The following is a 24,008-nucleotide window of genomic DNA, read 5'->3' as shown; positions in this document are numbered from 1 at the left end:
GTCGAACACAGTGAGACATCTCCGGAATGCCAGGAGATCCCTCACTGTGTTCGGGATGACGGCTAGCAGGGCGGATGAGAGAAACCTTAAAAAACAGGAAATACTATGTACGATAAAACCCTAGACTTAGCCAGCTTAGCCCTAGATGCCAGTTTACTTCGCCACCAAGCTATTGCCACCAATATTGCTAATGTAAACACCAGCGGTTATCAAACTATGGAGGTCAACTTTGAACAGCAACTTAAGCAATTCGCCGGGAATTCCAATCAGGATGCACATCCCTTTTTACAAGCTGCGACTACTGATCTATCGCTCGATGATCAACTCACCCTAAGCGTAAAAAATGCAACCCACTATCGCGCTCTGATCAAAGGATTAAATCAGAAATTAGCCCTAATGAAACTCGCACTACATGGAAACAATCAATCATGAGTTACGATCAAATTTATACTATTGCTAGAGAAGCCCTAAGCCTGGAAAAACTCCGTATTGATCTGGTAGCAAACAATATTGCAAACCAACACAGCCTACAAAATGCAGATGGCTCGCAATTTCAACCGATGCAGGTGGTCGCGACAGCAAAACCCTTTAGCACTTATCTCAGCGAACCAGAGCAAAGTGCCTTTGCCTCAGTGCAAATCCTGCCAGAAAACGTAGCACCCAATAAAACCTACCAACCCGGACATCCCGCGGCCGATCAGCAAGGTTACGTCAGCTACCCAGGACTTAGTATGGTGGATGAAATGACAACCCTACTGCGCGCATCACGTGCCTATGAGGCTAATGTGAAAGTGATCAACACAGCCCATAACCTCTATTTACAGGCACTAAGTATTGGAGATGAACGATGAAAATTGAGGCCATGGATAGCATTTACTTGAATAGCGGCATTAGAGGACCCGAGCAATCAGCTGCCGCAACGCCTTCTTTTGCCAATTGGCTGCAAGGGAAAGTGAGTGAAACCAATGAGCATTTGCTCAATGCAGATCAGGCCTTGCAGCAGCTAGCCAGCGGACAAGCCCCTAGCCTGCATCAAACCATGCTCAGCTTGGAACAGGCAAAGTTGTCTTTTCAATTTTTAGAACAACTCCGTAACCGTCTTATGTCCGCTTATCAGGAGCTATTGAGGGAGCAAATCTAAGATGAATTATTTAAAGGAATACCTAAGCTGGTTCAACTCACAATCTAAAACACGTCAGCTAACCCTATTAGCAAGTTTGGCTTTTCTAGTACTGATGACCCTGGCATTTTGCTATTGGTTCACCATACCCAATTATGCTGTTCTCTTTAATCAGTTAGATAGCCGTGATGCTAATCAGATTATCAATCAATTAGAACAGGCAAATATTAGTTACCAGCTGCGCAACCAGGGTAGCGATATTTTGATTGATAAAAATCTTATCGATAAAACACGGATCAAATTGATGACTAGCACTATGCAATTTTCCGGCAGTGTCGGCTTTGAACTCTTTGATAAAAGTGATTTTGGCTTAACCGATTTTTCGCAAAAAATTAATTACCAACGCGCTTTACAAGGCGAATTAGAACGAACCATCAACAGCCTTGATGAGGTACGCCAGGTCAGGGTGCATCTGGTTATTCCCGAGCAACATTTATTTCAGCAGACAGACAATCAACCCCGTGCAGCAATCAGCTTACAACTACTGCGCCCACTAACCCCACAACAGGTTAGTAGTATCCAGCAATTGGTCAGTGCCTCTGTGGCAAAGCTGCAAAAATCAAAGGTTATTATCGTTGATCAAAATGGCAATAACCTCACTAATAGTGATGAAGATCCTGCCTCAGGCCACTTTGCTAGGAAAAAAAATATGGAGCACTATCTCAATGAGAAAGTGTTGCAACTGCTAAATCGGGTATTTGCTGATGAAGAGTTCATGGTAAAAATTGATGTTTCTCTCAACTACGATGAGCTGCAAAGAGAACTAGTTAAACCCCAGCAAGAAGGGATCATCACCCACGAAAAGGAAACCCGACATTCTACTTCAACCAAGGCAGAGAAACCGCAAACGAATCAAGACCTAACCCGTGAGAAAAGTTATCAATTCGGTACTGAAAAAGAGCGTTTTACCCGAGCTAGCGGCAAGATTGAGCGCCTTACTATTTCAGTGGTTGTGCCAGAAAATACCAATTCGCAAACCCTGAAACAGATTGAACGCCTGGTTAAATCTGTTGTCGGTTTTGATGAGAAGCGCGGCGATACAATCAGTGTTGAAGCCCTGATTGCCGAACAACAAACCTCAGTAATTCCTGTTATCCCTTTCAAGCAACAAGCCGTTTCTAAAGATATGTTTTATCTGGCTAGTGCCAGTCTGGTAGCTATTCTGCTCGTCTTCCTGCCCTTTAACTTCAGAAGACGTCAGCAAAAAAGACAGTTATTACTTGCAGAATTAACTAGCTGGTTAAGCCATCATGACTAGAGAATTAAAAGAAATTTTAGTGAAAATTGCGGGCATGCCCAAGGCGGATCAACGCTGGATTCTCAACAAGCTGCCAGAGCAACAAAAGACTCTTTTTAAGCAAATGCAGGGTGAGCAAGAGCTAGCAAATGCCCGTCGTTTCTCTAAGCTGCCAAAGCGGACTGAGCCTTTACAGCTTGCGCCCAAAGTTCCTGCTTATCCGCAATCCCTTAGCCCTTATCCTTCTCTCTATATTGCGATTGTCCTTGAGCAGGGACAATTCAGCTGGCAAGAATCCTTTCTGCAGGCTGTTGATCAGGAGGGTTCGATTAAAAGGCTAATGAGTAAGGAACTGCATGCGCTAAAAGAAGCGCCTAAGCAAGCTTTGTTTAAACAATGGCAGAAGGAATCGTCCTTTCATACCTTTCTGGAGCAAAGCAATGACTGAGATTTATAAAGAGGCAATTTTCAGCGAGGAGCTATTCAATTTAAGCTCATTTTCAGAGGACAAAACTATTAGGGTTGCAAGCGGAGAATCAGACAAGGATCTTGCGCTAAAAGAGCAAGCGCGTGAAGAGGGATACAAAACCGGTTTTAGCCAGGGAATTAGAGAGGGCTTTAAACAAGGTGAAGAACAGGCTCAGCAGCAGAATGCACAAACCCTGCAACAATTAACGACCTTGCTACAATCCCTAGCCTCATCCCTCTACGAGAGCCGCCTGGCCTTAAAAGAGGAAATTGCCGATATAGTACTCGCAATCTGCCAGCAATTTTTTATCCAGCAGCAACAAAGCAAAGAAGCAATTGCCCAACAAATTACAGCAGCACTCAAGCATGTCAATGACAAGCAAAACCTCACCCTCGCCTTAAATCCCCAAGACTTAGCGCTGTTACAGCAAGGGGAATTGAAGATTGATTTCAGTCAATGTAAGGAATTGCGCGTTATTTCAGATGAGCGTTTGAATCTTGGCGGCTGCCAAATTCGTAGTGAGCATGGCCTTTTTGATGCAGGGATAGAGGGGCAAATTGATCGACTAAAGCAAGTCTTGTTACAACTCAAAGGACATAGACAGCATGGCTAGTTGGTTAAGTGCTTTACAAGCAGTCGAGCGTTTCGGGGAAATAGAGCAATTCCTGGGCTTAAAAATAGTGGCCAACGGTCCGCCTCAGGCCTTTGTCGGAGAACTTTGTGAAATCCTAGATAATCAGAATCGGCTAGTTAGCCAGGCCGAGGTTATCGGTTTTGATAAAGCAAGGGTATTCCTAATGCCTTTCAGCAGAGCCAACATTTCAATGGGCTTTAAAGTACGCGCCTGCGGGCATAGCCTAACCTTACCTCTAGGCAATGCACTCTTAGGCCGCATTGTCGATGCCTTTGCCCAGCCACTTGATACTCTAGGTGCTATCCCCTCAAAAGAGCAGGTGCCACTCCAGAGCACAAAGATAAACCCGCTGACAAGACAAGCCATCCAGGAGCGTTTGCTAACGGGTATTCATGCCATTGATTGCTTATTACCGCTGGGAAAAGGGCAAAGGATTGGTCTCTTTGCCGGTAGCGGCGTAGGAAAGTCCGTACTGTTGGGAATGATCAGCCGCCATATTGCCAGTGATATCAATGTGATAGCCCTCATTGGTGAACGCGGCCGCGAAGTAAATGATTTTATTGATAGTCATTTGGACGAGGAAAGCTTAAAGAAATCGGTAGTAGTCGTTGCCTGCAGCGATGATTCTGCCCTCATGCGCCGTCAGGCCGTTTACACAGCGACAGCGATTGCTGAGTATTTTTGTCGCCAGGGCAAGGATGTCATGCTGATGATGGATTCCATCACGCGCTTTGCTATGGCACAGCGAGAAATTAGTCTTAGCCTCGGCGAGCCGCCCACCGCGCGCGGCTACACCCCCACAGTCTTCTCACTGCTGCCAGGGATTGTTGAGCGCGCCGGCAATTTTTCTAATCAAGGCTCTATCACTGCGCTCTATACTGTTTTGGTTGAGGGTGATGACTTTAATGAGCCTATTGCCGATAATCTGCGCGCCCTTTTAGACGGCCATATTGTCTTGACCCGTGAATTAGCCCAGCGTGGGCAGTATCCGGCAATTGATATTTTACAAAGCGTTTCGCGACTAGGCTTAACCCTGCTCAATGAGCAAGAGCAAAGAATTCTACAACAGATAATTGTCCTGCTTAGTCTCTATCAACAACACAGAGACATGATTGCTGTTGGCGCCTATAAACCGGGCATGAATCTTAGGTTAGATCGAGCAGTTGAGCGAATTGAGGCAATCAATCAGCTTCTTAGTCAAAGAATGGATCAATCTTTAGCAATGGAAATTTTATTAGAACGTTTTACCGAGATTTGTAATGAATAAAACCTTAGCAGCATTAGTCACCAAACTGACCTGGCAATTAGCTGAAATAAACCAATCCTCTGCCCTGCTTGCAGAACAGATGCAGTCCCTGCAAAACAAGCTAGCAATCATCCAGGAGCAAATTGAAAACGCCAGCCAGCTTCCTGCACAGATCCAACCTGAACAGGAAATTTCGCGTCTAAATTTTCTTGTTCGCAGCCAAGAGGATCGGGAAAATTTAGCCTTGCAAAAAAAAGAATTACTAGCTCAGCAAACCCAATTAAAAACACGCCAGCTTCGTTTAAATACTGAATTAATCATGTTGGAAAAATACCAGGAAAAACAGCAAAAAAATGAGCAAAAAAAGACTTTAGCCATAGAACAAAAGGAATCAGACGAATGGATTGTACAAAGAAGGGAATTAGCCTAAACCCTGTTGAGCCAAGGCTCAGGGAGCCGCTTGCCAAAGAACAGCTTAAGCCTAAGGGATTCGCACAATGCCTTGAAACCTCCTGCCGCGGAAAAACGGGAGATGACTATTATTGGCAACACCAGCAAGAACTGCAAAATTCTGCCTTGCAGTTTAAGCCCTTAACTAGTATCAACAAGCTGAATTCACAGACTCTTGCTGAAAATGAACCGGCTACAGACCGCAAGCTTAGCAAGCTTGTTTTGTCACAGGAATTTTCTGCACCCATCGCCAAATCAGAGACCTTTATTCCTGACTATCAGATCAAGATTTGGACCCAGGAATTCTCAGAGCTAATCAACTCTGTTTATGACAAATCGGGGCAATTTAGCTCCTGTGACAGCAATGAATTCAGCCAAGAAAAACTAAGGCCTTCTGCGATATCCGAACCTTTAGCTAATAAGGTTTTCACCCGCCCCTTGGTTTTTAAAAATCATCAATTATTCATCAGGACGAATGAAGCTGAATTTAGCTTAAATAGTGCAGATTTAAACAAGGAACAAATTAAGGAATTAAGCCTACTGGTTAAGCAATGGCTTAGTAACAAAGGAATTAAGTTAGAGCACCTCATAATTAATGGAGTAAAACAATGACTGATGCAATCGATGCTACTCAGGGAGCAAGTGTTAACCAAGCCGATTATCTAAAACTGTTCATGCAGGAATTAACTTATCAGGATCCCTTAAAACCCATTGATAACCGCGAATTCATGGCCCAGATGGCGCAATTCTCTGCCTTGCAGGAAGCCCAGGAAACTAGCAAGGCTCTCGCGTTTCTAAAAGACTTGGCCTACGACAATAAGGGTTTGATGCTGCTTGGTCGCAAGGTGTCTCTTATAGGTAATGAAACAGAGTCATTTACTGTCAATAAGGTGGGGTTTATGCCTAATGGGGCGCCGATAATTTATGTGCTGGCTAATGGGAAAAGTTTAGCTGTGCAGCTTATGGATATTAGCTCGGTGTCTTGAGGTACCACAGCCATCATTGCGGGGAACCCAGCCTCTTTTGGACAAACATCGAGAAAGACTTCCGTCATCCCGAACGTAGTGAGGGATCTCCGGGCTTAGCACTATGCCACATTCGGGAGATGTCTCACTACGTTCGACATGACGTAGGTCTCCCTGTCGCAGGGATTAAATATAGGCTGGGCTGTTAAGCCCAGCAGAGCGGGAATTCCGCAGAAAACCAACCATTAAGGAAAAAAATGAGCAACACCTACTACACCAGCCTATCAGGCATGCTAGCAGCCAGTTTCGGCCTGCAAAATACCTCGCACAATGTAGCGAATATGCAAAGTCATGGCTATAAGCGCAATGACGTTTTCTACTCATCGCTGGGCGATGAAAGAAACCAGGCTAAGCTTGGTTCCGGGGTTAGGATCAGCGGAACAGGCACAAACTTCAGTGCGGGTTCTTATCTTGAATCCAAAAACCCCTACGATTTAGCCATTGTCGGCCAGGGTTTTTTCATCATCAAGCAAAAAAATGGCGAGCTCCTTTATACCCGCGATGGTGAATTTGATTTTAATAATGAGGGGTTTCTTGCCGACCGAAACAGTCATGGCCTAGTCCAAGGCTATGATGGCAAAGGAAACCTAGTGCCTATCCAGAAATTTGCCACGCAAACTCATATAGGCAAAGCGTCTTGTAATCTTGATTTATCCGGTGAATTTGTTTTGGTTAAAAGCGATGCTACCAACCCTGATCCGACAAAAGGTGAATATCAAAGCATCAAAATTACCCTAGATGCTATTTACGATAGCCAAGGAAAAAAGCACTCCCTGGAACTGGAATTTAAAACGAATAAACCCTTTGAAGGTCTTGAGTGGAATCTGGAAAGGGCTAGCTATGATGGTATTGAATTTTCTTTTAATAGCCAATCCATTAAATTTACTAGCCTAGCAAGCCGCAGCCCTGAAGATCCAGCTCAAATCCAGCTGAAATTACCCAATGAGCAATCGATCAACCTCAATTTTGGCCACTACTGGTCAGACAGCGGTAAATCAGTAGGCCTTAAGGCTGCAGACAGCACGACCTCAACCTCCAATATTCAAATCTACAAGCAAGACGGTTATGAAGAAGGCCGACTTGTAAACCTATCCTTCGATGACAATGGTCAACTTTCTCATCATTATGACAATGAACAATCCCTCCCTGGGCCCTATCTTGCTATAGCCAAATTTGATGATCCAGAGCATTGCCTAATTCAGACCGGAGACAATTTATTCCGCGCAAACAATGAAGCGGGCAGGCAAATTGGCCGTGCAAATCAAGGAGGGTTCGGTACCATTCAACCGCAAAAACTGGAGTCCTCCAACGTCGATTCAACCACTGAATTTGCCAATATCGTTGTTCTGCAGCGTATGTTCCAAGCCTGCTCGCAAATTATGGATATTGAGAAACAACTTTTAGAAGAGTTATATAAAAAATGAAAGCCTATCGTTTGGTTAATTCAAAGGAATTAATGTACTTAGAGCAAAGATTTGAGCCAATCTTAGCTGAATGGAATGCCGTTTATGCAAGCAAGGAAATCAAGCTGAAACTTTCCTGTGCCACAAAACAAGAAGAAAGCCCCTTAGCGTTGATAAACCAGGCAGAAAAGCCAGTTGCTTTAGTGGATAAAAACTATCTTTCATCAATCAAAGAGGCGGTATTTTCTGATTCCGCCGCCTGTTTTGATTTGATCTGCGAAGACCTTTTTAAGCATCTGCTGCAGCAACTATTAGCACTTGATTCTGTAGAACTAGCTACTAATACAACCAGCCATTCAGAATGGTTTTACCAAGGCTCCCCCTGCCTGATTCTAAGGCTTGGTCGCTTTAATCTTTATCTACATCCCAATTGGGTTTTAGCTAACCTACCCAAGGCAGATAAACCTGCCAAACACTTAGTCAGACTCGAGGAAGCCTTGGCAAACAAAGAATTGCAATTGACTGTTGAACTTGAACCGCTTGTCCTGAGTGTAGCTAAACTCTCTGGGCTGCAAGTTGGCGATATCGTTAAAACCTCACATCCGCATAACAAACCCCTGTTATTGAACTTCCAGCAGCAAGCCATTTGCGAAGTTGAACTTGGGCAACAGTTGCTGCACCGATCCATCCAATTAAGGAAGTCATTATGAGTATTACTGTAAAAAAAATTGCCTTGCCTGAGCAACAGATTCAAGCAGGGAACAATGTACTATTAAAAGATAATTATTTGTCTCTTGTTGGCTCAGTTGAGGTTGAATGCCAAATTCGCCTCGGTACGGCAACCATGACAATCGCCGAATTAGGCCGGCTGCAACAAGGACAGACAGTGCAGCTAAAACAAAAAACGTCTGAACCTATTGAAATCCTTCTCAATAATCAGGTGATTGCCCGCGGAGAATTACTCTGTGCCGAGGAGTGTTTTGCTTTGCAAATAACGGAGGTTAGTTCATGAGGAAAATCGTTAATATCCTCCTTGCCTCCCTAGTATCGAATAAAGCCCTGGCTGAGGACCTTCACTTTAAGCAAGCCATAGAACCCAAGCAGGGCTGGTTTATCTATTTGATTACCCTTGCAGCACTTATTGCCCTTGCCATTTTCCTTGCTAAAAAACCCCGACAAACCCAGTCTTCCTGCCTCATCGTCGATAAAAAGCACTTAGGCAACAAAACCACAATTTACATTCTTGAATATCAAAATCAGCAATTTCTTCTTGCTGATAGTCAACAAGCTTTGGCCTTACATGCCCTAACAACAGAGAAATTGAAATGCGATACTTTATAGTTCTTTGCCTAATCGGCTTACCCTCTCTTTGTCTCGCCTCTGCTAGCGGGCTGACTTGGGGTGGGATTCATGTGGATCAAGAGAATATTTCACCACTATTGCAAGTTTTTATTAGCCTAACCTTAGTCAGCATGGCGCCAAGCCTGTTAATTATGCTTTCATCCTTTACCCGAATTGTTGTCGTTTTATCCATGCTACGAAATGCCCTGGGCTTGCAGCAAACGCCGCCGAATACAATTCTCATTAGCCTCGCCCTTTTTCTGACACTGTTTACCATGATGCCTGTTATCAAAATTATCTACAGCCAAGCCTATAAACCCTATCAAGAAAAACAGATCAACACAGAAACAGCCCTCGCCAAGGCAAAAGCACCTCTTAAACAATTTATGCTGCGGCAAACAAGAGAAAAAGATTTACAAACAATCTTACAATTGGCCAATGCTCCTCCGCCAACAACCGCAAAAGAGATAAAATTGTATCAACTGATTCCTGCTTTTTTACTGAGTGAATTACAGACTGCTTTTCAGATAGGGTTTATGATTTTTTTACCCTTTCTCTTAGTTGATCTGATTGTTTCAGGCATACTGATGACTATGGGCATGATGATGGTCCCCCCGATGACCATTTCCTTGCCCATCAAAATTCTACTTTTTGTGCTTATTGATGGCTGGGATATGGTTATTCAAGCATTGGTAGGTAGTTTTCAATGAGCTTAAGACCTATAATCCTTAATGATTTATATAAAAGAGAATTCTAAATGGACATCAGCAACGACAGTAAAGAAAAATTAACTCAATATCTCCATTTCCTTGAGCAAGATCCTAACAATTTTAATCTCCTACTTTCTGTTAGCGATAGTTACCGTCAATTAGGTGATTTTGCCTCAGCACAACTTTATCTTGATAAAGCAAAAAAAATTGACAGTGAAGGCTGTTTTGCCCAACAAGGCATCATTGATCTCAACTTAGGCCATTTTGAGGAGGCGAAGGATGCACTTCATAAAGCGTTGTTGAAGGAGGACTTACCTATTCTGCGTTATGGTTTGGCAGTTTGCTATTATTCCCTGCAGGAAATTAACAAAGGCATAGAAGTCTTAAGTCCCTTGCTAGCACATGGCAGCTCAACCTATGAGGTCGAATTGCTTATGGCCAAATTATTACACCAAAGTAATAGGCTTGATGAGGCGGTAAAATCCTTGGAAACAACCATTGAAAATCATGGGCAATCAGGTGAAGCCCTGGCTTTGCTTGCTCAGCTTTATTTTGATGGCAATGAAGTTGAATTAGCAGATGACGCCGCTAAACAAGCCTTAGTAATATCGCCAAACAATTATGAAGCACAGATTTTAAGGATTCTTCTGCATCTAACTGATGGTGATGCAACCCTCGAGCAAATTAATAAATTATTGGCTAAAGAAACCAAGGACGCCCGCTTATGGTTTGCCTTAGGGACAATTCATCTACGTGAACTTAGCCTGCATAGTGCAGAAGAAGCCTTCCTAAAAGCCGCTGAGCTAGAACCTCTGTTTTGTGATAACTGGATAAGCTTAGGCTGGTGCCAGCTATTTCTTGATAAGCTTTCTGAAGCAGAAAATAGTTATAAACAAGCGATTCAGATCTATGAAGAAAGCCCAGAAAGCTGGGGTGGTCTGGCTCTCGTTTATGCCTTGCGCGGAGAGATACAGAAGGCAACGACTATGATTAAAAAAGCGAAGGATCTAGATTCTCATTGCTTTTTAGCAGATATTGCTCGGATTATCGTCTCTCAGCATAGCGACCCGGATGAAGCCGGAAAACAGTTTAACCAAACCTTTCCTGCTGTCGCTGACAAAATAAATGCAGCCATGGCGATTGTATTGGCTGAGATGGATAATCGTAGTTCGACCCTTCATTAAAGCCCTTCATCCACCTTTCGTGCACCTCCTCCCCGCTTGCGGGGAGAAGAGCGCTTATTATTTTTCCCTTCGCCCCTTTGCGGAGAAGGTGCACGTAGGGCGGATGAGGGGCGGTTCAAGCACAATCCCTCCCCCCCCTTAAATCTCCCCAATATTCAAAAATTTCCACCCATATCATTGCCGACAAAACAAAAAAAGAATAACATGTTCGCTTTTTTTGCAATCATGTCGATATTTATTCTCGTAACTATTAACAGATTGACAATAAAAAAGCTTTCTCATATCCATTCTTTTTTGAGGTTATCTATGTTAACTAATTCAACATTAAAACTAGAAGCTGATAAACAAACCGTCAACTATACCACCCCCTGGTCAATTGGCTCATCCAGCAAATCAAGCGCTACGGTATCAGCATTAAGCTATCAAGGTGAATTATATCTGGTTACCAATGCCCATGCCGTTGTCAATTCAACCTATCTCAAGGTGAAATTCAACCAAGGCTCAACTGAATTGCCAGTAAAAGCGGTTTGGGTTGATCCCATTATGGATTTGGCAATCGTTAAGGCAACTTCAGCAGAAGTAGAGAAGCTAATTAAAGGAAAAATTACCCCCATAGAAATAGATCCGGAATTTCAACCCAAAGGCACAGAGGTCAATGCCTATGGCTATCCAACAGGGGGTAGCGGGCTTTCTTTCACTAAGGGGCATGTATCAAGGATAGAAATCTCCACCGTTGCTTTATCCGGACTCCCTGGTATCACAGTACAAACTAGCGCCCCAATTAATCCAGGAAATAGCGGCGGTCCAATTACTATAAAACAAGCAGACAAAGAGGTATGCATCGGTATAGTAAGTCAAAGGGCCACCAGTCTCAGTAATGTAGGTTATTTTATTCCTGCCGTTACAGTCGTAAAAACAATCGAAACCTATAAAAAATACGGTAAGGTCAAAGCAGCAGGCTTTATTGACCATGTCACTGTCCCCGATATCAGCTTTGACTATCAAACCTTGAAAAATCCTTCTCTTCGTGCGGAACTCGGATTAGCAGAAACTCCCTTAGGTGAGGAGTTAAAGGGAATTTATGTTTCTAAGATTGCTCAGAAATCCTGTGCCTCTAATATCCTTAATGAAGGCGATATTATTATGGAAATTGATGGTCACTCCATCCTAGCAAATGGGAATGTTGAGGTTTCTGAATTAGAGCACCCAATTCACTTTCGCTACCTCATTCAACAAAAGCAATTTTTTGATGATATAAAGATCAAGGTTCTCAGGAAAAATCTCGGTGGAAAACTTGAAGAACATACACTGACCTTTAGGCTAACAGAGCAGCTTGGACAAAGTCTTTTAGGGTATAAGGATGATAAACCACTCAAATACCATGTTCAGCCTTCTGGGACTAATGGGGGCTTTGTGTTTAGCCGCTGTACAAAGTCACTCATGGATACCTTCGTCACCAATTATAATGCTTCTGGTCGAGTACTTGCAGATACATCGAATAGACCCTCGATATTCAATGATTTTGAAAAACTGTCACGTTCAGAATCGTTGACTGAAATTGTTGTCTTACAAAATATTTTGGCCTCTGAAGAAACCGATGGTTATGAAAATTTTGCGCTTAGCAGAGGAGCTCTCTGTGTAAGCCATCGAGTTATTGAAGCGAATGGTCGCCCGATAAGAGATTTGTATGATTTGGTTGAAATCTTAACTGCTGATCCTAGCAAACCTTCATCTATTCTATTTGAAAATGGTAAACGTTTAGTCATTGCTCCTGAAGCTGATAAAGAGACGAAAAAACGGCTTCAGCAAAGATACCAAATTGCCTTCTTCACTAGCCCTTCAGCGGCACCAATAGATCACAAGCCTTTATTCGACCAAATTCAAGCACGTTATTAAGAAGATCCAACTTCTCTTGTTGCTTCCGCTAGCATATAAAATTGCTATACACTAGGTGTCAATTACCAGGCCTCGTACAAAACGAGGCCAAAATAGGATAAGGATGTTTTCATGACGACTATCGAATGGCTCAAACGCCTTGTCTCATTCGACACAACCTCACGCAACTCAAACCTAGCACTTATTGATCTCATCCAAGATTGCTTTAAACAACATAAAGTTAGCCCGCAACTTGTTTTTGATGAAACGAGAAAGAAAGCGAATTTATTTGCTACCTTGCCTGCCCATGATGGCTCAACCCAGGGAGGAATCATTCTCTCAGGGCATACCGATGTTGTGCCTGTGGATGGACAAATTTGGGATAGTCACCCTTTTGAAGCCATAGAACGTGATGACCGTATCTATGGTCGCGGCACCTGCGATATGAAAGGCTTTATTGCTGTTTTATTACATCTTTTACCTGAGTTTCGTACCTTAAAATTAAAAAAGCCGATACATTTTGCCTTTACCTATGATGAAGAAATTGGCTGCCTGGGAATTCTTACTTTGCTTAAGCATTTACAAACCTTGGGACTGAATCCTGAGGGCTGTGTCATTGGTGAGCCTACTAATATGCAACCCGTTACAGCCCATAAAGGAAGAGTATTGTATCGCTGCCGTATCCATGGCGCTGCGACTCATTCTTCCTTAACCACCCAAGGATGTAACGCTATAGAACACGCAGCACAACTAATCATTTATTTGCGTAGTCTGGCAGAGCATTTTAAGCAAAAAGGCCCCTTTGATAATGCCTTTGATGTTCCTTTTACCACCTTGACCACTAACATGATCAATGGAGGGGCTGCCTATAATATTATCCCGGAATGGTGTGAATTTGCTTTTGAATTTCGCTATCTGCCTAATCTTGATCCCAAAGAAATCATCAGCAAGATAGAACACTATATCCATGAAAATCTTTTGCCTGAATTACACAAAGAGCATACTGATGCCACTATCGATTTAGTCAAAATTGCTGAAGGCCCAGGATTAGACACTAGTGAAGAAGAGATGATTACGCAGCTTATTCGTGAATTAACCAAAATCCAGAAAAAATTTAAGGTCGCCTATGCAACGGAGGGAGGGCAATACCAACACTCAAAAATACCGACTATTATCTGCGGGCCAGGCAGCATAGAACAGGCACACCGCCCCAATGAATTTGTCAGCATTGATCAACTTAAACAATGCGAGAAAATCATTGGCCAGTTGGTGCACAATTTTGTGATAGTTTGATGGTAATAGGTCACTTCCCTTCTTGTCTCAACACTACGTCATCCTTCGATGCACTTTCTAGGGATTAGTATTTGTCGTCCCATTTTGACTTGCTGGCGGTGTATATGCCGGTGCAGGAGCAAAAGCCGGTGCCGGATTAAAGGCCGGAGCCTGCCCTGGTTTTGCTATCGGTGCATTGGGATCCACTGCATTAGAGTCAGTGCCAATATTTTTCGTGGGCGTTGTGTTCATTCCTGCATTGGGATAGGTGGTAGTGCCAGCGTCCGTACCAAAGGATACCCCACTATCCTGTACCGCTACCGCCAGCTGTACGTTAGCCAGTGATGTTGAGTCTGGTGTAGCATGCATTAAAGCAGGAATAGTCATTGCAGCGATTGCTAAGATAATCCTTTTCATAGCTTCTCCTTATAAATGCTGATGATCTGATATCTATAAATTTAGTCAATGTTGCTATGCTTGTAAATCAGACCCTATACTTTAAGCTGAAAATTACCTAATATTGCTCACAATTGTAAACATACGCTAGGAATTGTATTTATTGTTTACCAGGTTTTAGTGCCAACCAAGGAAGAGGAAAGAAAATGAATCCTACACATGTGCTTGTAGTTGAAGACACATTAATTGCGCAGATGCTAACTAAAATACAATTAACCCAACTGGGTTGCCTTGTAGATATCGCAGCAGACGCGCAAATTGCCCTAGAAAAATCCATGACTAAAACGTATGACCTGATTTTAATGGATATCGGGCTCGGTGAAGGTCCTGACGGATTTGAAGTGACCTCGCAAATCAGGATGCATAGCCCAATGAACAAAAACACCCCTGTTATTGCCGTAACTGCACATAAAGATCCTGAATATGCTGAAAAGGCTCGGGCAGTTGGCATGAAACACTATTTCAACAAACCCTTTACCCCAACTGATATTCAAGAAATGCTTGAGCATCTTAATAGGCAGTCTTGGTAATTGTTCCCCAAATACCTCTGTATATCCCCTCGCCCCCTTGGGGGAGAGGGGGTTAAAACCAGTTTCCAAAGTACTGTGAACGACCTATTCCTGAGCCTCTGCAGCTCTTTTTTGAATATAATCCAAAGCAAACTCTAAACGCGCCAGGGTTCGTTCTTTTCCAAGGAGCTCTAAGGTCAGAGCGATTGCTGGAGACATGGTGCTACCCGTTACAGCCACGCGCAGGGGCTGAGCTATTTTCCCCATGTTGATATCAAATTCAGCACAGATGTCATTGATACATTCCTGCAAGGCATCACTCTGCCAGCGGTTCAATTGTTGGAATCGTCGATGTAAAGCTCCAAGTGGTTCTAAGACGACAGGCCTTAAATTTTTCTTTACAGCGTCTTCACTATAAGTAATTGTATCCTCATAAAAATAGCGACTATCTTTACACATATCGACCAAGGTCCTGGAACGCTCTGCCTGGACAGCAACCAGATCAACTAATCTTGGTCCATTTGCAACATTAATAGCCTCCTGCTCAAAATGCCAGCGCAGTGCAGCAGCAACCGTCTCGGCCGGATCATTTTTTTGATAGTGCTGGTTTAACCAATAAAGTTTGTCATAGTTGAAACTTGAAACACCTCGACTTACATTTTTCAAATCAAAACTAGCGATCATTTCATCAAGACTAAAAATTTCCTGGTCGCCCTTTGACCAACCCAAACGCACCAGATAGTTCAGCAGAGCATGAGGCAGTATGCCTAATTCTTTAAACTGCAGCACAGAAACAGCGCCATGGCGTTTTGATAAACGCTTGCCATCTTCCCCTAAAATCATAGGCAGATGGGCAAAAACAGGTATGGGTGCGTTTAAGGCTTGAAATAAATTAATTTGCCTTGGGGTATTGTTAATATGGTCATCCCCTCGAATGACATGGGTGATCTCCATATCCCAATCGTCAATAACCACCGCAAAGTTGTAAGTTGGATTTCCATCTGAACGGATAAGAATCAAATCATCCAACTCACTATTATCAACAGTGATCGTCCCATAGACCTCATCACTAAAGGTTACTGAGCCAGTTTGCGGGTTTTTGAAACGCAGCACATGGGGTTCATCGGTTTCTGGCAGGTTCTTATCACGGCAATGACCGTCGTAACGCGGTTTTTCTTTAGCAGCCAATTGGGATTCACGGAGCTGTTCTAAACGCTCTTTAGAACAAACACAACGATAAGCAGAACCCTCTTCAAGTAATCGGTCAGCAACCTCTTTATAGCGAGAGTAACGTTTGGTTTGATAAAAAGGACCTTCATCAAAGTCCAAGCCTAACCAATCCATGCCATCAAGAATTGCTTGTACTGATTCCTGGGTGGAACGTTCCTGATCAGTATCCTCAATACGCAAAATAAATTGACCATTATTGTGCCTTGCATATAACCAGGAAAATAATGCAGTGCGCACACCACCAACATGTAAAAAACCAGTGGGGCTTGGGGCAAACCGCGTTCTAACTGCCATCAGGTGCTCCGTTGTAAGCTAATAACTAATCGCGCTATAATATCCGACTTTCTTGGCAACGCAAAATAAACCAATGCACCAAAGCACTTTGCAGCTTTCAGTTAATTGGGCCCTCAAAAGGTAAGGCACATGAAAAAATTGGGCATTAAATACCAGCTGCGAATCACTTCATTAATTCCCGTTTTCGTCGTCGCCCTCCTCTTTGCTGTCTTTTACAATGGTCAATTCAATAAAGATCTAAATCAACATATGTCCCGACTGGGAGAGGCCTATATAAGACAACTATTGCCTGCTGTGCAATTTGCTATGATGCGTAATGACAGCCGAACTTTGCAGAGTCTGATTAATGCATCAACAATCAATCCAGAGGTGCAAGCTTTAGCCTTTTATAATGCCCAAGGACAGTTGCTTGCCTACCGAGGGGGTAAACATTCGATTCATAAGCCCTTTAAGCCACCAGAGTTCACCGGTGATTACATCGAGTCTAAGCAGATAAAACCTTACACCATTAATTTTTTGGCTCCGATTACTATCCCTAAATTTAATCTCTATTCCACAACGCCTTTCAAAACAACCTCATCAAATCCAATAGCCTTAGAGGCTGATGATATTTTAGGTTGGCTTTCAATCGATATCGATACGCAATCAATCCTGATTAAGCGTTATCGCATGTATATCATCACCATTTTCATTACCTTGCTTGGTCTTTTAATCAGTTTGACGATTCATTATTTTATCTCGCGCCGAATTTATATCCCGATTTCTCGTTTACGCCGCAGCATGAAGCAAATTTTATCCAATGAATTTGAAACCCACATTCCAGTTTCTAGTTCTGGCGAGCTTGGTCTGATTGAACGAGGATGCGCTCATCTGCAGAAACAGTATTTAAATACAATTCATGACCTTAACCATCATATCGAAGTCGCTACAGGCGATTTGCAGCAAAGCTTGGAATTGCTAGAAGAGAAAAACATTGAATTGTTATTGGAAAAGAAAAAGACCGAGGAAAAAAGTAGGCAAAAATCTGAGTTTATCGCCAACATGAGTCATGAAATCCGCACCCCGATGAACGGTGTTATAGGATTTACTAACGTGTTACTGGAATCTAAATTAGATAGCCTGCAATTGGATTATGTAAAAACTATCAAATCCTCTGCCCAGGATTTACTGGTTATTATTAATGACATCCTCGATTATTCAAAAATGGACGCAGGTAAATTAAACCTGGACTGTATTCCCCTGGATATTCGTGCCTGTATCGATGAAGTACTAGCCCTGGCTTCGCCTAACTCGCATAAAAAAGGCGTTGATCTCATACCGATTACTGAAGTGAATGTTCCTAAAACTGTCTTGGGTGATCCTCTGCGAATCAAGCAAATTATCACTAATCTGGTAAGTAACGCCGTTAAATTCACCGATCACGGCTATGTGCTGATTCGCACCTGCATTGAGCAGGAAACGGAAAAAGACTATACGCTTTGCATCTCTGTAACGGATACCGGTATTGGTATTTCAAATGAGGATCAAACTAAATTATTCAATGCCTTCAATCAGGCAGATACAACAATCACCCGGCGTTTTGGTGGCTCTGGTTTAGGCTTGGTTATCTGTAAAAAACTGGTTGAAGCAATGAGCGGAAGAATTAGCCTCAGTTCCGAAGTCAATAAGGGCTCAACCTTTTCTGCACGAATAAAATTAGAAAAATTAGCAGCCTACGAAATTGAGAAAAACCAAAGTCAGCGCTTTGATAATATTAAAGTTCTTTGCTTTGATGATAATCCCTTATATTTAGAAGCGATGTGCAATGGCCTGGCTTATTGGGGCATTGAGTCTGTACCAGTCAAAGCCTTAAACAAACTTGAGGCAGCCTTTACAAAGCATAGCGAATGCACCCTAGCCTTTATTAATGTTAATGAAGGCTGTGAAAAACAGGTCGCACAGATCCTACGAAAACAATCCAAAGCCTGCATCTTGGTTTCTAAATGGATGATTCACGATCCCCAATCCCTTGGTGGCTGCGCTTTTCTATTCAAACCAATCTCTATTCAAAAATTACATGAGACTATTGAACTCTTAGTCAACCAAGTGACACAAAGCCTGACATCGAACCACGAGCTTGATAATTTACGCTCTCAACTTCGCCTAGCCCATCCCGAACTTTTGATTGCTGAAGATAACCCTGTTAACCGTATGTTGCTCAATTCCTTACTGAGCGAACACACCAATATTGAAGCAGTTGATAATGGTGAAGAAGCCGTGCAAGCCTGTCAAAGCAAACGCTTTAATGTAATTTTGCTCGATCTGCAAATGCCCAAACTCAATGGCCTTGACGCCGCTCGCATGATTCGCCAGGAATCGATGCTAAACAAGCAAACGCCCATTGTTGTGATCTCAGCGAATTCCAGTGATCTCAATAATGAACGCCTACAAAAGGCGGGGGTTGATCTCTGTTTGCAAAAACCTATTGATGAAAAACAGTTACTCAATCAAATCCTGCTCTTTCTCAAAAAATCTAAGCCCTCGGCGATTGATTGGCAGCTCTGCGTACAAAAAGTCTCAGGGAATCAGGCACTGGCCGAAGAGTTTCTTGCTCGCTTTGTTGAGGAGTTACATAAAAATCGCGTTGAGTTTCTACAGTTATTACAAAATAAAGATATAAAAGGATTAGAGGCCGCAGCACATAAACTACATGGTGCCTGCTGTTTCTGTGGGGTTCCTCATCTGCAAACCCAGGTCATCCGTTTGGAGAAACAAGCCAAACATGCCAAAGGTGTCGAAGAGTTAAAAACCAGCTTTGCTGAATTAATCCAAAGTATTGATGAAGTTATTGATGAATTTAATAACCTTTATCAGACGAGTGCGTCTTAAAAAAATCCCCTTATGACTCGCATTTTGCCAGCCTGTCTGGCAGAATCTGCCTTGGCTTAAATCCAGGAAATCGGAGATCCTATGTCAGTTAAAAATGCAATTTACGCTCAATCTGGCGGAGTTACTGCGGTTATCAACGCCTCTGCCTGCGGTGTCATTCAAACCGCAAGACTATATCCTGAGAAAATCGGTAAAGTGTTCGCTGCACAAAATGGTATTATTGGCGCCTTGAACGAGCTTTTGATTGATACCTCTCTGGAAAGCGATGAAGACATTGCCCAGTTAATGAATACACCCTCAGGGGCCTTTGGTTCCTGTCGTTATAAGCTCAAAGATAATGGCTCTGAGTATGAACGCCTAATTGATGTATTCAAAGCCCATAATATCGGCTATTTTTTCTACAATGGCGGCGGCGACTCCCAAGACACAGCGCACAAGGTTTCTCAATTAGGAGAGACTATGGGCTTCCCAATTACCTGTATCGGTATCCCGAAAACTGTCGATAATGACCTACCCTTTACAGATACCTGCCCAGGCTTTGGTTCTGTCGCCAAATACGTTGCTATTTCAACTAAGGAAGCAGGTTTTGATGTGGCTTCTATGGCCGCCTCCTCAACCAAGGTCTTCATTCTTGAAGTCATGGGTCGCCACGCAGGCTGGATAGCGGCTGCTAGCGGCTTAGCGAATGAAAACGATACGCAACCTCCCCATATCATTCTATTGCCTGAGGTTAGCTTTGATCAAAAGCGTTTTCTCGCTAAGGTTGATCGTTGTGTGAAAGATTATGGCTATTGTGTGGTTGTTGTCTCTGAGGGTATTCGCAATGAGCAGGGACAGTTTCTAAGCGACGCAGGATTACGCGATGCCTTCGGCCATGCGCAATTGGGTGGAGTTGCACCGGTAATTGCCCAATTAGTAAAATCTGAATTGGGTTATAAATACCATTGGGCTGTTGCTGATTATTTACAACGTGCCGCACGTCATATTGCTTCTCAGGTTGATGTTGACCAGGCTTATGCCTTAGGTAAGGCGGCAGTTGAGCTAGCTGTCAGTGGCCATAACGCAGTTATGCCTATCATCAAACGTGAGCAAGATTCACCCTATCGTTGGTCAATTGCCCACGTTCCCTTAGCCGATGTGGCAAACCAGGAAAAAGCGATGCCAGCAGATTTTATTGCCGCAGATGGAATGGGTATTACTGAAGCCTGCCGCCGATATATGGCACCATTAATCCAGGGCGAAGCCTATCCACCATACAAAGATGGTATCCCCGTTTATGTGCGGTTAAAAAATCGCTTGGTTCCTCAAAAACTGTAAGGATTAAAAATCAGAAACCCCTCATCCTTCGGGCACCTTCTCCCCTTTAGGGAGAAGGTGCCCGAAGGATGAGGGGCGGTTCTTTGAGCGGTCTGTATGAAAGCACTGGTCTCAAAGAGGAAAATCTATTCGCTTGATTCGTCTTTCGTACTAGTGCGCTTGCGCTTTCTAAAACTTAGCTTTTTTCTCAGCGCCTTAAAAATTTCCAAACTATTAATTACCTCCCAAACAAGGGGGATCAAAAAATCTATGAGAAAACCAAACCTGTTCCAAGACGGCTTATCTGCAAGACTGCCTAGTATGAAAAGTTGTTTCCCACATGAACTACAATAAAAGGTTTGTTCGTTTGTACTAAGCAGCCGCTCTTTTATTTCAACCCGAGGTTCCATCCGTTTTTTGCAATACTTACATTGAAATATCATGCTTGGCTCGATTTAAATTGAGGTCATAGTCTAATCAAACCATATAAACCCAATTATTAAACACTTAGTGTACATATTAGACTACAAGAAGGCGTGGAGCCGATCCTCCTGGCCCCGGAGGAAAGTTCAGATTTGAGTGCAGGTTGAACGAAAAGGGATTCTAAAAAAACGGAGCATAGATCGCTATGTGAGTATTTTTTAGAATCCCTTTTCGTTCAAGATGCGCCAAAGATGACTTTTCTGAACATCTAGCGGCAAGTTGATGGTCTATACTGTCGTAGCAAAGTTCCTCCAGTACAAGACCAGCTTAGGTCGCCATTGGATTCTACCGTGGGTACAAGAGTGATAGTGCCGTTACCAGCCAGCTTGGTATAGGTAATTGTAATTACCCCTTCCGCACCGATAACAATAGATTGGACATTTGCAGTAGAGTTAGGGCTTGTATAGCCAGTATCAACTTGTGAAGCAGGTAAGCTATTGGTGGCCATCACTCTTTCTGATACTGAAAGTTTAGCTGCCTGGGCTAAATGTAAACCTTCTGTCACACGCGCTCTTACGGCATGATCACGATAAGCTGGAACCGCTATTGAAATAAGAATACCTAATATAGCAATAACAATCATTAACTCTATCAGGGTGAGCCCCTTCTGTTTCATACTGTTCTCCTGTGGATTAATGCGAGCTGTGGAAGTATGCCATAAACTGCATTAAGAGAGATAAAAGAAATTTTTTTGTTTTTTAGCATCAGTTATGGCTAAACTTAAATTTAAAACTAGGGAGAGTCCAAAATGGCTATTACAACAGGATTGTCAGGGAATGAAATTTTTTGCCTCGCACAAAAGGGCTATGCGCCTGGGAATATTGTTGTGGGTAATAGTGTCCACTCCTTAGGCCTAATTGGCTCCGTTGGCTCAGGATTAAAATCAATGCTTGGTGGGGAATTAAAACAAGTCACCCAGCTCATTTCCGAAGGACGAGAAACCGCTTATGAACGCATGCTGCAAGAGGCTAATGGACATAAGGCCTCAGGCATTACAGGCGTGGATAGCCAGCTCATTTTTCACGGCTCCAATATTGAATTTCTAGCAATTGGCTCTGCCGTCCATGCAGAACGCTCGACAGCCTTAGACAAGTTTTCTACTTCTGCTGATGGCCAAGAACTTTACGCCCAGCTAGATTCAGGTTATCGACCAATCTGTTTTGCCTTCGGCAACGTGGCTTATTCGATGGGGATCGGCCGCGGAATTCTTGGCGGCTTGAAAACCTTGGCACGCGGCGAAATTAAAGAGTACTCCAATATTTTTAATCAGACACGACACCTAGCCCTCACTCGCATTGTTGCCCATGCAAAGGAAAATCAGGCGAATGCAGTGCTCGGGATAAAAACCACGATCTTGCCCTTTGGTGGCGTCAATGAAATGCTGATGATTGGCACTGCTTCACATAATCCACAAATCACAAGCTCTGAACCAATTAGCTCAGATATGACCAATATTGAAATGTGGAATATGGCTAATATGGGTTATGCACCCATGCGCCTACTACTGGGTACCTCGGTTTACTCCCTAGGCTTGGTGGGCGGTATAACCTCTGCCTTGAAATCCTTTGTAAAAGGCGAGATTAACGAATTAACACGTTTAATTTACGATGCCCGCGAAAATGCGCTAGCAATAATCAATGACGAAGCCAAGGCTATTGGTGCTGATGACGTCGTTGGTGTAAAAACTTATGTCTATCAGCTAGGTAATGGCCTGATAGAGTTTATGGCAATTGGCACAGCGGTTAAAAAATCCTCAGGTATCAAAACTGAATCAGAGCAACTTCCACCACAAGCTATTGTTGTCGATCAAGATACCTTTTATGACTCGATTAATGCCAATAGTCTGAATTTTAATGTTAATTCTGGAGAAAAGCCTATTAATCGCGGGAGTACATCCTGGATAGTTGGCGTGGTTTTTATTCTTATCTTCATTCACTTCTTAACTAAAATGTTCTCTTAATAAGCCTGACAATGAGCGGGGCAATGAGTATACTTTACAAATCTCGAATAAATTTATGGCATCTCTATGTCCCGTGAAGAACGCATTAACCAATTGGTTAGTCAGGAATTAAACCCAAGCTTTTTAGAAGTTTTGAATGAATCCAATAGGCATCATGTACCAGAAGGTGCCGAAACGCACTTCAAATTGTCTATTGTCTCTGAAAAATTTAAAGATTTAACACGAATTGCCCGCCATCGTCTGATTAACAATTTGCTGGCAAAGGAATTAAATACTGGCTTACACGCCCTGAGTTTACATCTATACACCTCTGAGGAATGGGAAAGTAAAGGTGGAGCAATACCTAACTCCCCTGCTTGCCGTGATGGTTATCGCCATGGATAAAGCTAGTCAGCCTGTTTACTGGCAAACTGAGTGCATCTTAGCAGCCAGACCTCGTGGCTTTCATCTGATAACGAAAGAGTTAGGACAAAGCTTAGAGGGGATGCCGGCAATAGAAACGGGGCTCGTCCATTTATTCCTACAACACACCTCAGCCTCATTAGCAATTAGTGAAAATACCTGTGCCGATGTGCCCGAGGATTTAGAAACCTATTTCAATAGAACCATTCCTGATGATAACCGCCTCTACCAGCACACTTTGGAAGGTGAGGATGATATGCCAGCCCACATAAAAAATGTTTTGCTAGGCGCGAGTTTGACCATTCCTCTAAGGAAGGGGCGATTGGGACTTGGCCAATGGCAGGGCGTTTTTTTATGTGAACATCGTAATCAAGCGACTACACGGCGAATCATTGTTACGGTTCATGGGGTTTAGTTTCCCCTCATCCGCCCTGCGGGCACCTTCTCCCCAAAGGGGCGAAGGGAGAAAGGTCATTACGCTTGT

General features: G+C 43.1%; 27 protein-coding genes. 24 read left to right on the top strand and 3 right to left on the bottom strand.

What is annotated here, in order from left to right; all coding sequences use genetic code 11:
• Positions 1-105 precede the first annotated feature (105 nt).
• From BN1094_RS06545 to argE, 18 genes are all read left to right on the top strand, one after another.
• The gene (locus BN1094_RS06545; RefSeq protein WP_043873477.1) at positions 106-432 is read left to right on the top strand and encodes a flagellar basal body rod protein FlgB; all 327 of its coding nucleotides are present in this window, start codon (positions 106-108) and stop codon (positions 430-432) included.
• Positions 429-851, top strand: coding sequence for a flagellar basal body rod protein FlgC (gene flgC / locus BN1094_RS18765; protein ID WP_052403158.1), 423 nt, complete (start codon positions 429-431; stop codon positions 849-851). The genes BN1094_RS06545 and flgC overlap by 4 nt, the downstream gene beginning before the upstream one ends.
• Positions 848-1,141 carry a flagellar hook-basal body complex protein FliE gene (gene fliE, locus BN1094_RS06535; RefSeq protein ID WP_043873476.1) on the top strand — a complete coding sequence of 98 codons (294 nt, stop codon included), beginning with the start codon at positions 848-850 and terminating at the stop codon, positions 1,139-1,141. Before flgC ends, fliE begins: the two co-directional genes overlap by 4 nt.
• Before the next feature lies 1 nt (position 1,142).
• Positions 1,143-2,438 (top strand): flagellar basal-body MS-ring/collar protein FliF, encoded by a 1,296-nt coding sequence (fliF, locus tag BN1094_RS06530; protein WP_043873475.1) that lies wholly within the window; start codon positions 1,143-1,145, stop codon positions 2,436-2,438.
• On the top strand, positions 2,431-2,865 hold the full coding sequence (locus BN1094_RS06525; protein ID WP_043873474.1) for a hypothetical protein: 435 nt from the start codon (positions 2,431-2,433) through the stop codon (positions 2,863-2,865). Before fliF ends, BN1094_RS06525 begins: the two co-directional genes overlap by 8 nt.
• Positions 2,858-3,499 (top strand): FliH/SctL family protein, encoded by a 642-nt coding sequence (locus BN1094_RS06520; RefSeq protein ID WP_043873473.1) that lies wholly within the window; start codon positions 2,858-2,860, stop codon positions 3,497-3,499. Before BN1094_RS06525 ends, BN1094_RS06520 begins: the two co-directional genes overlap by 8 nt.
• A complete protein-coding gene (locus BN1094_RS06515) occupies positions 3,492-4,787 on the top strand; it encodes a FliI/YscN family ATPase (protein ID WP_043873472.1) in 1,296 nt (431 codons plus the stop codon). The genes BN1094_RS06520 and BN1094_RS06515 overlap by 8 nt, the downstream gene beginning before the upstream one ends.
• On the top strand, positions 4,780-5,196 hold the full coding sequence (locus tag BN1094_RS06510) for a hypothetical protein (protein ID WP_043873471.1): 417 nt from the start codon (positions 4,780-4,782) through the stop codon (positions 5,194-5,196). The genes BN1094_RS06515 and BN1094_RS06510 overlap by 8 nt, the downstream gene beginning before the upstream one ends.
• Positions 5,166-5,828, top strand: a complete 663-nt coding sequence (locus tag BN1094_RS06505) for a hypothetical protein (protein ID WP_043873470.1) — start codon at positions 5,166-5,168, stop codon at positions 5,826-5,828. Before BN1094_RS06510 ends, BN1094_RS06505 begins: the two co-directional genes overlap by 31 nt.
• Entirely contained in the window at positions 5,825-6,202 is a 378-nt protein-coding gene (locus BN1094_RS06500) for a flagellar hook assembly protein FlgD (protein WP_052403157.1), read from the top strand. The genes BN1094_RS06505 and BN1094_RS06500 overlap by 4 nt, the downstream gene beginning before the upstream one ends.
• A gap of 236 nt (positions 6,203-6,438) precedes the next feature.
• Positions 6,439-7,665, top strand: a complete 1,227-nt coding sequence (locus BN1094_RS06495) for a flagellar hook protein FlgE (RefSeq protein WP_043873469.1) — start codon at positions 6,439-6,441, stop codon at positions 7,663-7,665.
• Positions 7,662-8,354: a FliM/FliN family flagellar motor switch protein gene (locus BN1094_RS06490; RefSeq protein WP_043873468.1), complete on the top strand. Its 693-nt coding sequence runs from the start codon at positions 7,662-7,664 to the stop codon at positions 8,352-8,354. The genes BN1094_RS06495 and BN1094_RS06490 overlap by 4 nt, the downstream gene beginning before the upstream one ends.
• Positions 8,351-8,656, top strand: coding sequence for a FliM/FliN family flagellar motor switch protein (locus BN1094_RS06485; RefSeq protein ID WP_052403156.1), 306 nt, complete (start codon positions 8,351-8,353; stop codon positions 8,654-8,656). The genes BN1094_RS06490 and BN1094_RS06485 overlap by 4 nt, the downstream gene beginning before the upstream one ends.
• A complete protein-coding gene (locus BN1094_RS06480) occupies positions 8,653-8,985 on the top strand; it encodes a hypothetical protein (RefSeq protein ID WP_043873467.1) in 333 nt (110 codons plus the stop codon). Before BN1094_RS06485 ends, BN1094_RS06480 begins: the two co-directional genes overlap by 4 nt.
• Positions 8,970-9,695, top strand: coding sequence for a flagellar type III secretion system pore protein FliP (fliP, locus tag BN1094_RS06475; protein ID WP_043873466.1), 726 nt, complete (start codon positions 8,970-8,972; stop codon positions 9,693-9,695). Before BN1094_RS06480 ends, fliP begins: the two co-directional genes overlap by 16 nt.
• A gap of 47 nt (positions 9,696-9,742) precedes the next feature.
• The gene (locus BN1094_RS06470; RefSeq protein WP_043873465.1) at positions 9,743-10,879 is read left to right on the top strand and encodes a tetratricopeptide repeat protein; all 1,137 of its coding nucleotides are present in this window, start codon (positions 9,743-9,745) and stop codon (positions 10,877-10,879) included.
• A gap of 306 nt (positions 10,880-11,185) precedes the next feature.
• The gene (locus BN1094_RS06465) at positions 11,186-12,775 is read left to right on the top strand and encodes a S1C family serine protease (RefSeq protein ID WP_043873464.1); all 1,590 of its coding nucleotides are present in this window, start codon (positions 11,186-11,188) and stop codon (positions 12,773-12,775) included.
• 111 nt (positions 12,776-12,886) lie between these two features.
• Complete coding sequence (argE, locus tag BN1094_RS06460; protein ID WP_043873463.1) at positions 12,887-14,047, top strand: acetylornithine deacetylase; 1,161 nt, start codon at positions 12,887-12,889, stop codon at positions 14,045-14,047.
• Between the two features lie 57 nt (positions 14,048-14,104).
• Here the strand turns inward: argE and BN1094_RS06455 are convergent, their stop codons facing one another.
• Positions 14,105-14,443: a hypothetical protein gene (locus BN1094_RS06455; RefSeq protein WP_043873462.1), complete on the bottom strand. Its 339-nt coding sequence runs from the start codon at positions 14,441-14,443 to the stop codon at positions 14,105-14,107.
• 185 nt (positions 14,444-14,628) lie between these two features.
• Between BN1094_RS06455 and BN1094_RS06450 the strand changes: the two genes are divergently transcribed.
• Positions 14,629-15,012 (top strand): response regulator, encoded by a 384-nt coding sequence (locus tag BN1094_RS06450; protein WP_043873461.1) that lies wholly within the window; start codon positions 14,629-14,631, stop codon positions 15,010-15,012.
• Between the two features lie 84 nt (positions 15,013-15,096).
• On the opposite strand, the gene gltX is transcribed toward BN1094_RS06450, so the two are convergent.
• Positions 15,097-16,515, bottom strand: coding sequence for a glutamate--tRNA ligase (gene gltX / locus BN1094_RS06445; protein ID WP_043873460.1), 1,419 nt, complete (start codon positions 16,513-16,515; stop codon positions 15,097-15,099).
• A gap of 129 nt (positions 16,516-16,644) precedes the next feature.
• Between gltX and letS the strand changes: the two genes are divergently transcribed.
• Both letS and BN1094_RS06435 read left to right on the top strand, forming a co-directional pair.
• On the top strand, positions 16,645-19,383 hold the full coding sequence (gene letS, locus BN1094_RS06440; protein ID WP_043873459.1) for a two-component system sensor histidine kinase LetS: 2,739 nt from the start codon (positions 16,645-16,647) through the stop codon (positions 19,381-19,383).
• Positions 19,384-19,464: 81 nt separating this feature from the next.
• The gene (locus BN1094_RS06435) at positions 19,465-20,700 is read left to right on the top strand and encodes a 6-phosphofructokinase (RefSeq protein ID WP_043873458.1); all 1,236 of its coding nucleotides are present in this window, start codon (positions 19,465-19,467) and stop codon (positions 20,698-20,700) included.
• Positions 20,701-21,370: 670 nt separating this feature from the next.
• Here BN1094_RS06435 and BN1094_RS06425 read toward each other — a convergent pair.
• A complete protein-coding gene (locus BN1094_RS06425) occupies positions 21,371-21,778 on the bottom strand; it encodes a pilin (RefSeq protein WP_043873456.1) in 408 nt (135 codons plus the stop codon).
• 132 nt (positions 21,779-21,910) lie between these two features.
• On the opposite strand from BN1094_RS06425, the gene BN1094_RS06420 reads away from it, so the two are divergent.
• From BN1094_RS06420 to BN1094_RS06410, 3 genes are all read left to right on the top strand, one after another.
• On the top strand, positions 21,911-23,122 hold the full coding sequence (locus tag BN1094_RS06420; protein WP_043873455.1) for a heavy metal-binding domain-containing protein: 1,212 nt from the start codon (positions 21,911-21,913) through the stop codon (positions 23,120-23,122).
• Positions 23,123-23,188: 66 nt separating this feature from the next.
• Positions 23,189-23,506 carry a BolA family protein gene (locus BN1094_RS06415; RefSeq protein WP_043873454.1) on the top strand — a complete coding sequence of 106 codons (318 nt, stop codon included), beginning with the start codon at positions 23,189-23,191 and terminating at the stop codon, positions 23,504-23,506.
• A complete protein-coding gene (locus tag BN1094_RS06410; protein WP_043873453.1) occupies positions 23,499-23,939 on the top strand; it encodes a secondary thiamine-phosphate synthase enzyme YjbQ in 441 nt (146 codons plus the stop codon). The genes BN1094_RS06415 and BN1094_RS06410 overlap by 8 nt, the downstream gene beginning before the upstream one ends.
• Positions 23,940-24,008 lie beyond the last annotated feature (69 nt).

The sequence above is a fragment of the Legionella massiliensis genome (genome assembly GCF_000756815.1).
Lineage (GTDB): Bacteria > Pseudomonadota > Gammaproteobacteria > Legionellales > Legionellaceae > Tatlockia > Tatlockia massiliensis.
Note: the sequence above shows the minus strand (reverse complement) of the source record. Positions and strands in the feature narration are given on the sequence as shown.

Excerpts from the sequence above, each read along its gene's own strand:
- fliP (WP_043873466.1), top strand. The coding sequence starts at position 8,970 with ATGCGATACTTTATAGTTCTTTGCCTAATCGGCTTACCCTCTCTTTGT.
- BN1094_RS06525 (WP_043873474.1), top strand. The coding sequence starts at position 2,431 with ATGACTAGAGAATTAAAAGAAATTTTAGTGAAAATTGCGGGCATGCCC.
- flgC (WP_052403158.1), top strand. The coding sequence starts at position 429 with ATGAGTTACGATCAAATTTATACTATTGCTAGAGAAGCCCTAAGCCTG.
- BN1094_RS06450 (WP_043873461.1), top strand. The coding sequence starts at position 14,629 with ATGAATCCTACACATGTGCTTGTAGTTGAAGACACATTAATTGCGCAG.
- argE (WP_043873463.1), top strand. The coding sequence starts at position 12,887 with ATGACGACTATCGAATGGCTCAAACGCCTTGTCTCATTCGACACAACC.
- BN1094_RS06410 (WP_043873453.1), top strand. The coding sequence starts at position 23,499 with ATGGATAAAGCTAGTCAGCCTGTTTACTGGCAAACTGAGTGCATCTTA.
- BN1094_RS06465 (WP_043873464.1), top strand. The coding sequence starts at position 11,186 with ATGTTAACTAATTCAACATTAAAACTAGAAGCTGATAAACAAACCGTC.
- BN1094_RS06500 (WP_052403157.1), top strand. The coding sequence starts at position 5,825 with ATGACTGATGCAATCGATGCTACTCAGGGAGCAAGTGTTAACCAAGCC.
- BN1094_RS06485 (WP_052403156.1), top strand. The coding sequence starts at position 8,351 with ATGAGTATTACTGTAAAAAAAATTGCCTTGCCTGAGCAACAGATTCAA.
- BN1094_RS06495 (WP_043873469.1), top strand. The coding sequence starts at position 6,439 with ATGAGCAACACCTACTACACCAGCCTATCAGGCATGCTAGCAGCCAGT.
- BN1094_RS06545 (WP_043873477.1), top strand. The coding sequence starts at position 106 with ATGTACGATAAAACCCTAGACTTAGCCAGCTTAGCCCTAGATGCCAGT.
- gltX (WP_043873460.1), bottom strand. The coding sequence starts at position 16,515 with ATGGCAGTTAGAACGCGGTTTGCCCCAAGCCCCACTGGTTTTTTACAT.
- BN1094_RS06415 (WP_043873454.1), top strand. The coding sequence starts at position 23,189 with ATGTCCCGTGAAGAACGCATTAACCAATTGGTTAGTCAGGAATTAAAC.
- BN1094_RS06510 (WP_043873471.1), top strand. The coding sequence starts at position 4,780 with ATGAATAAAACCTTAGCAGCATTAGTCACCAAACTGACCTGGCAATTA.
- BN1094_RS06425 (WP_043873456.1), bottom strand. The coding sequence starts at position 21,778 with ATGAAACAGAAGGGGCTCACCCTGATAGAGTTAATGATTGTTATTGCT.
- BN1094_RS06505 (WP_043873470.1), top strand. The coding sequence starts at position 5,166 with ATGGATTGTACAAAGAAGGGAATTAGCCTAAACCCTGTTGAGCCAAGG.
- fliE (WP_043873476.1), top strand. The coding sequence starts at position 848 with ATGAAAATTGAGGCCATGGATAGCATTTACTTGAATAGCGGCATTAGA.
- BN1094_RS06490 (WP_043873468.1), top strand. The coding sequence starts at position 7,662 with ATGAAAGCCTATCGTTTGGTTAATTCAAAGGAATTAATGTACTTAGAG.
- fliF (WP_043873475.1), top strand. The coding sequence starts at position 1,143 with ATGAATTATTTAAAGGAATACCTAAGCTGGTTCAACTCACAATCTAAA.
- BN1094_RS06420 (WP_043873455.1), top strand. The coding sequence starts at position 21,911 with ATGGCTATTACAACAGGATTGTCAGGGAATGAAATTTTTTGCCTCGCA.
- BN1094_RS06435 (WP_043873458.1), top strand. The coding sequence starts at position 19,465 with ATGTCAGTTAAAAATGCAATTTACGCTCAATCTGGCGGAGTTACTGCG.
- BN1094_RS06480 (WP_043873467.1), top strand. The coding sequence starts at position 8,653 with ATGAGGAAAATCGTTAATATCCTCCTTGCCTCCCTAGTATCGAATAAA.
- letS (WP_043873459.1), top strand. The coding sequence starts at position 16,645 with ATGAAAAAATTGGGCATTAAATACCAGCTGCGAATCACTTCATTAATT.
- BN1094_RS06520 (WP_043873473.1), top strand. The coding sequence starts at position 2,858 with ATGACTGAGATTTATAAAGAGGCAATTTTCAGCGAGGAGCTATTCAAT.
- BN1094_RS06515 (WP_043873472.1), top strand. The coding sequence starts at position 3,492 with ATGGCTAGTTGGTTAAGTGCTTTACAAGCAGTCGAGCGTTTCGGGGAA.
- BN1094_RS06470 (WP_043873465.1), top strand. The coding sequence starts at position 9,743 with ATGGACATCAGCAACGACAGTAAAGAAAAATTAACTCAATATCTCCAT.
- BN1094_RS06455 (WP_043873462.1), bottom strand. The coding sequence starts at position 14,443 with ATGAAAAGGATTATCTTAGCAATCGCTGCAATGACTATTCCTGCTTTA.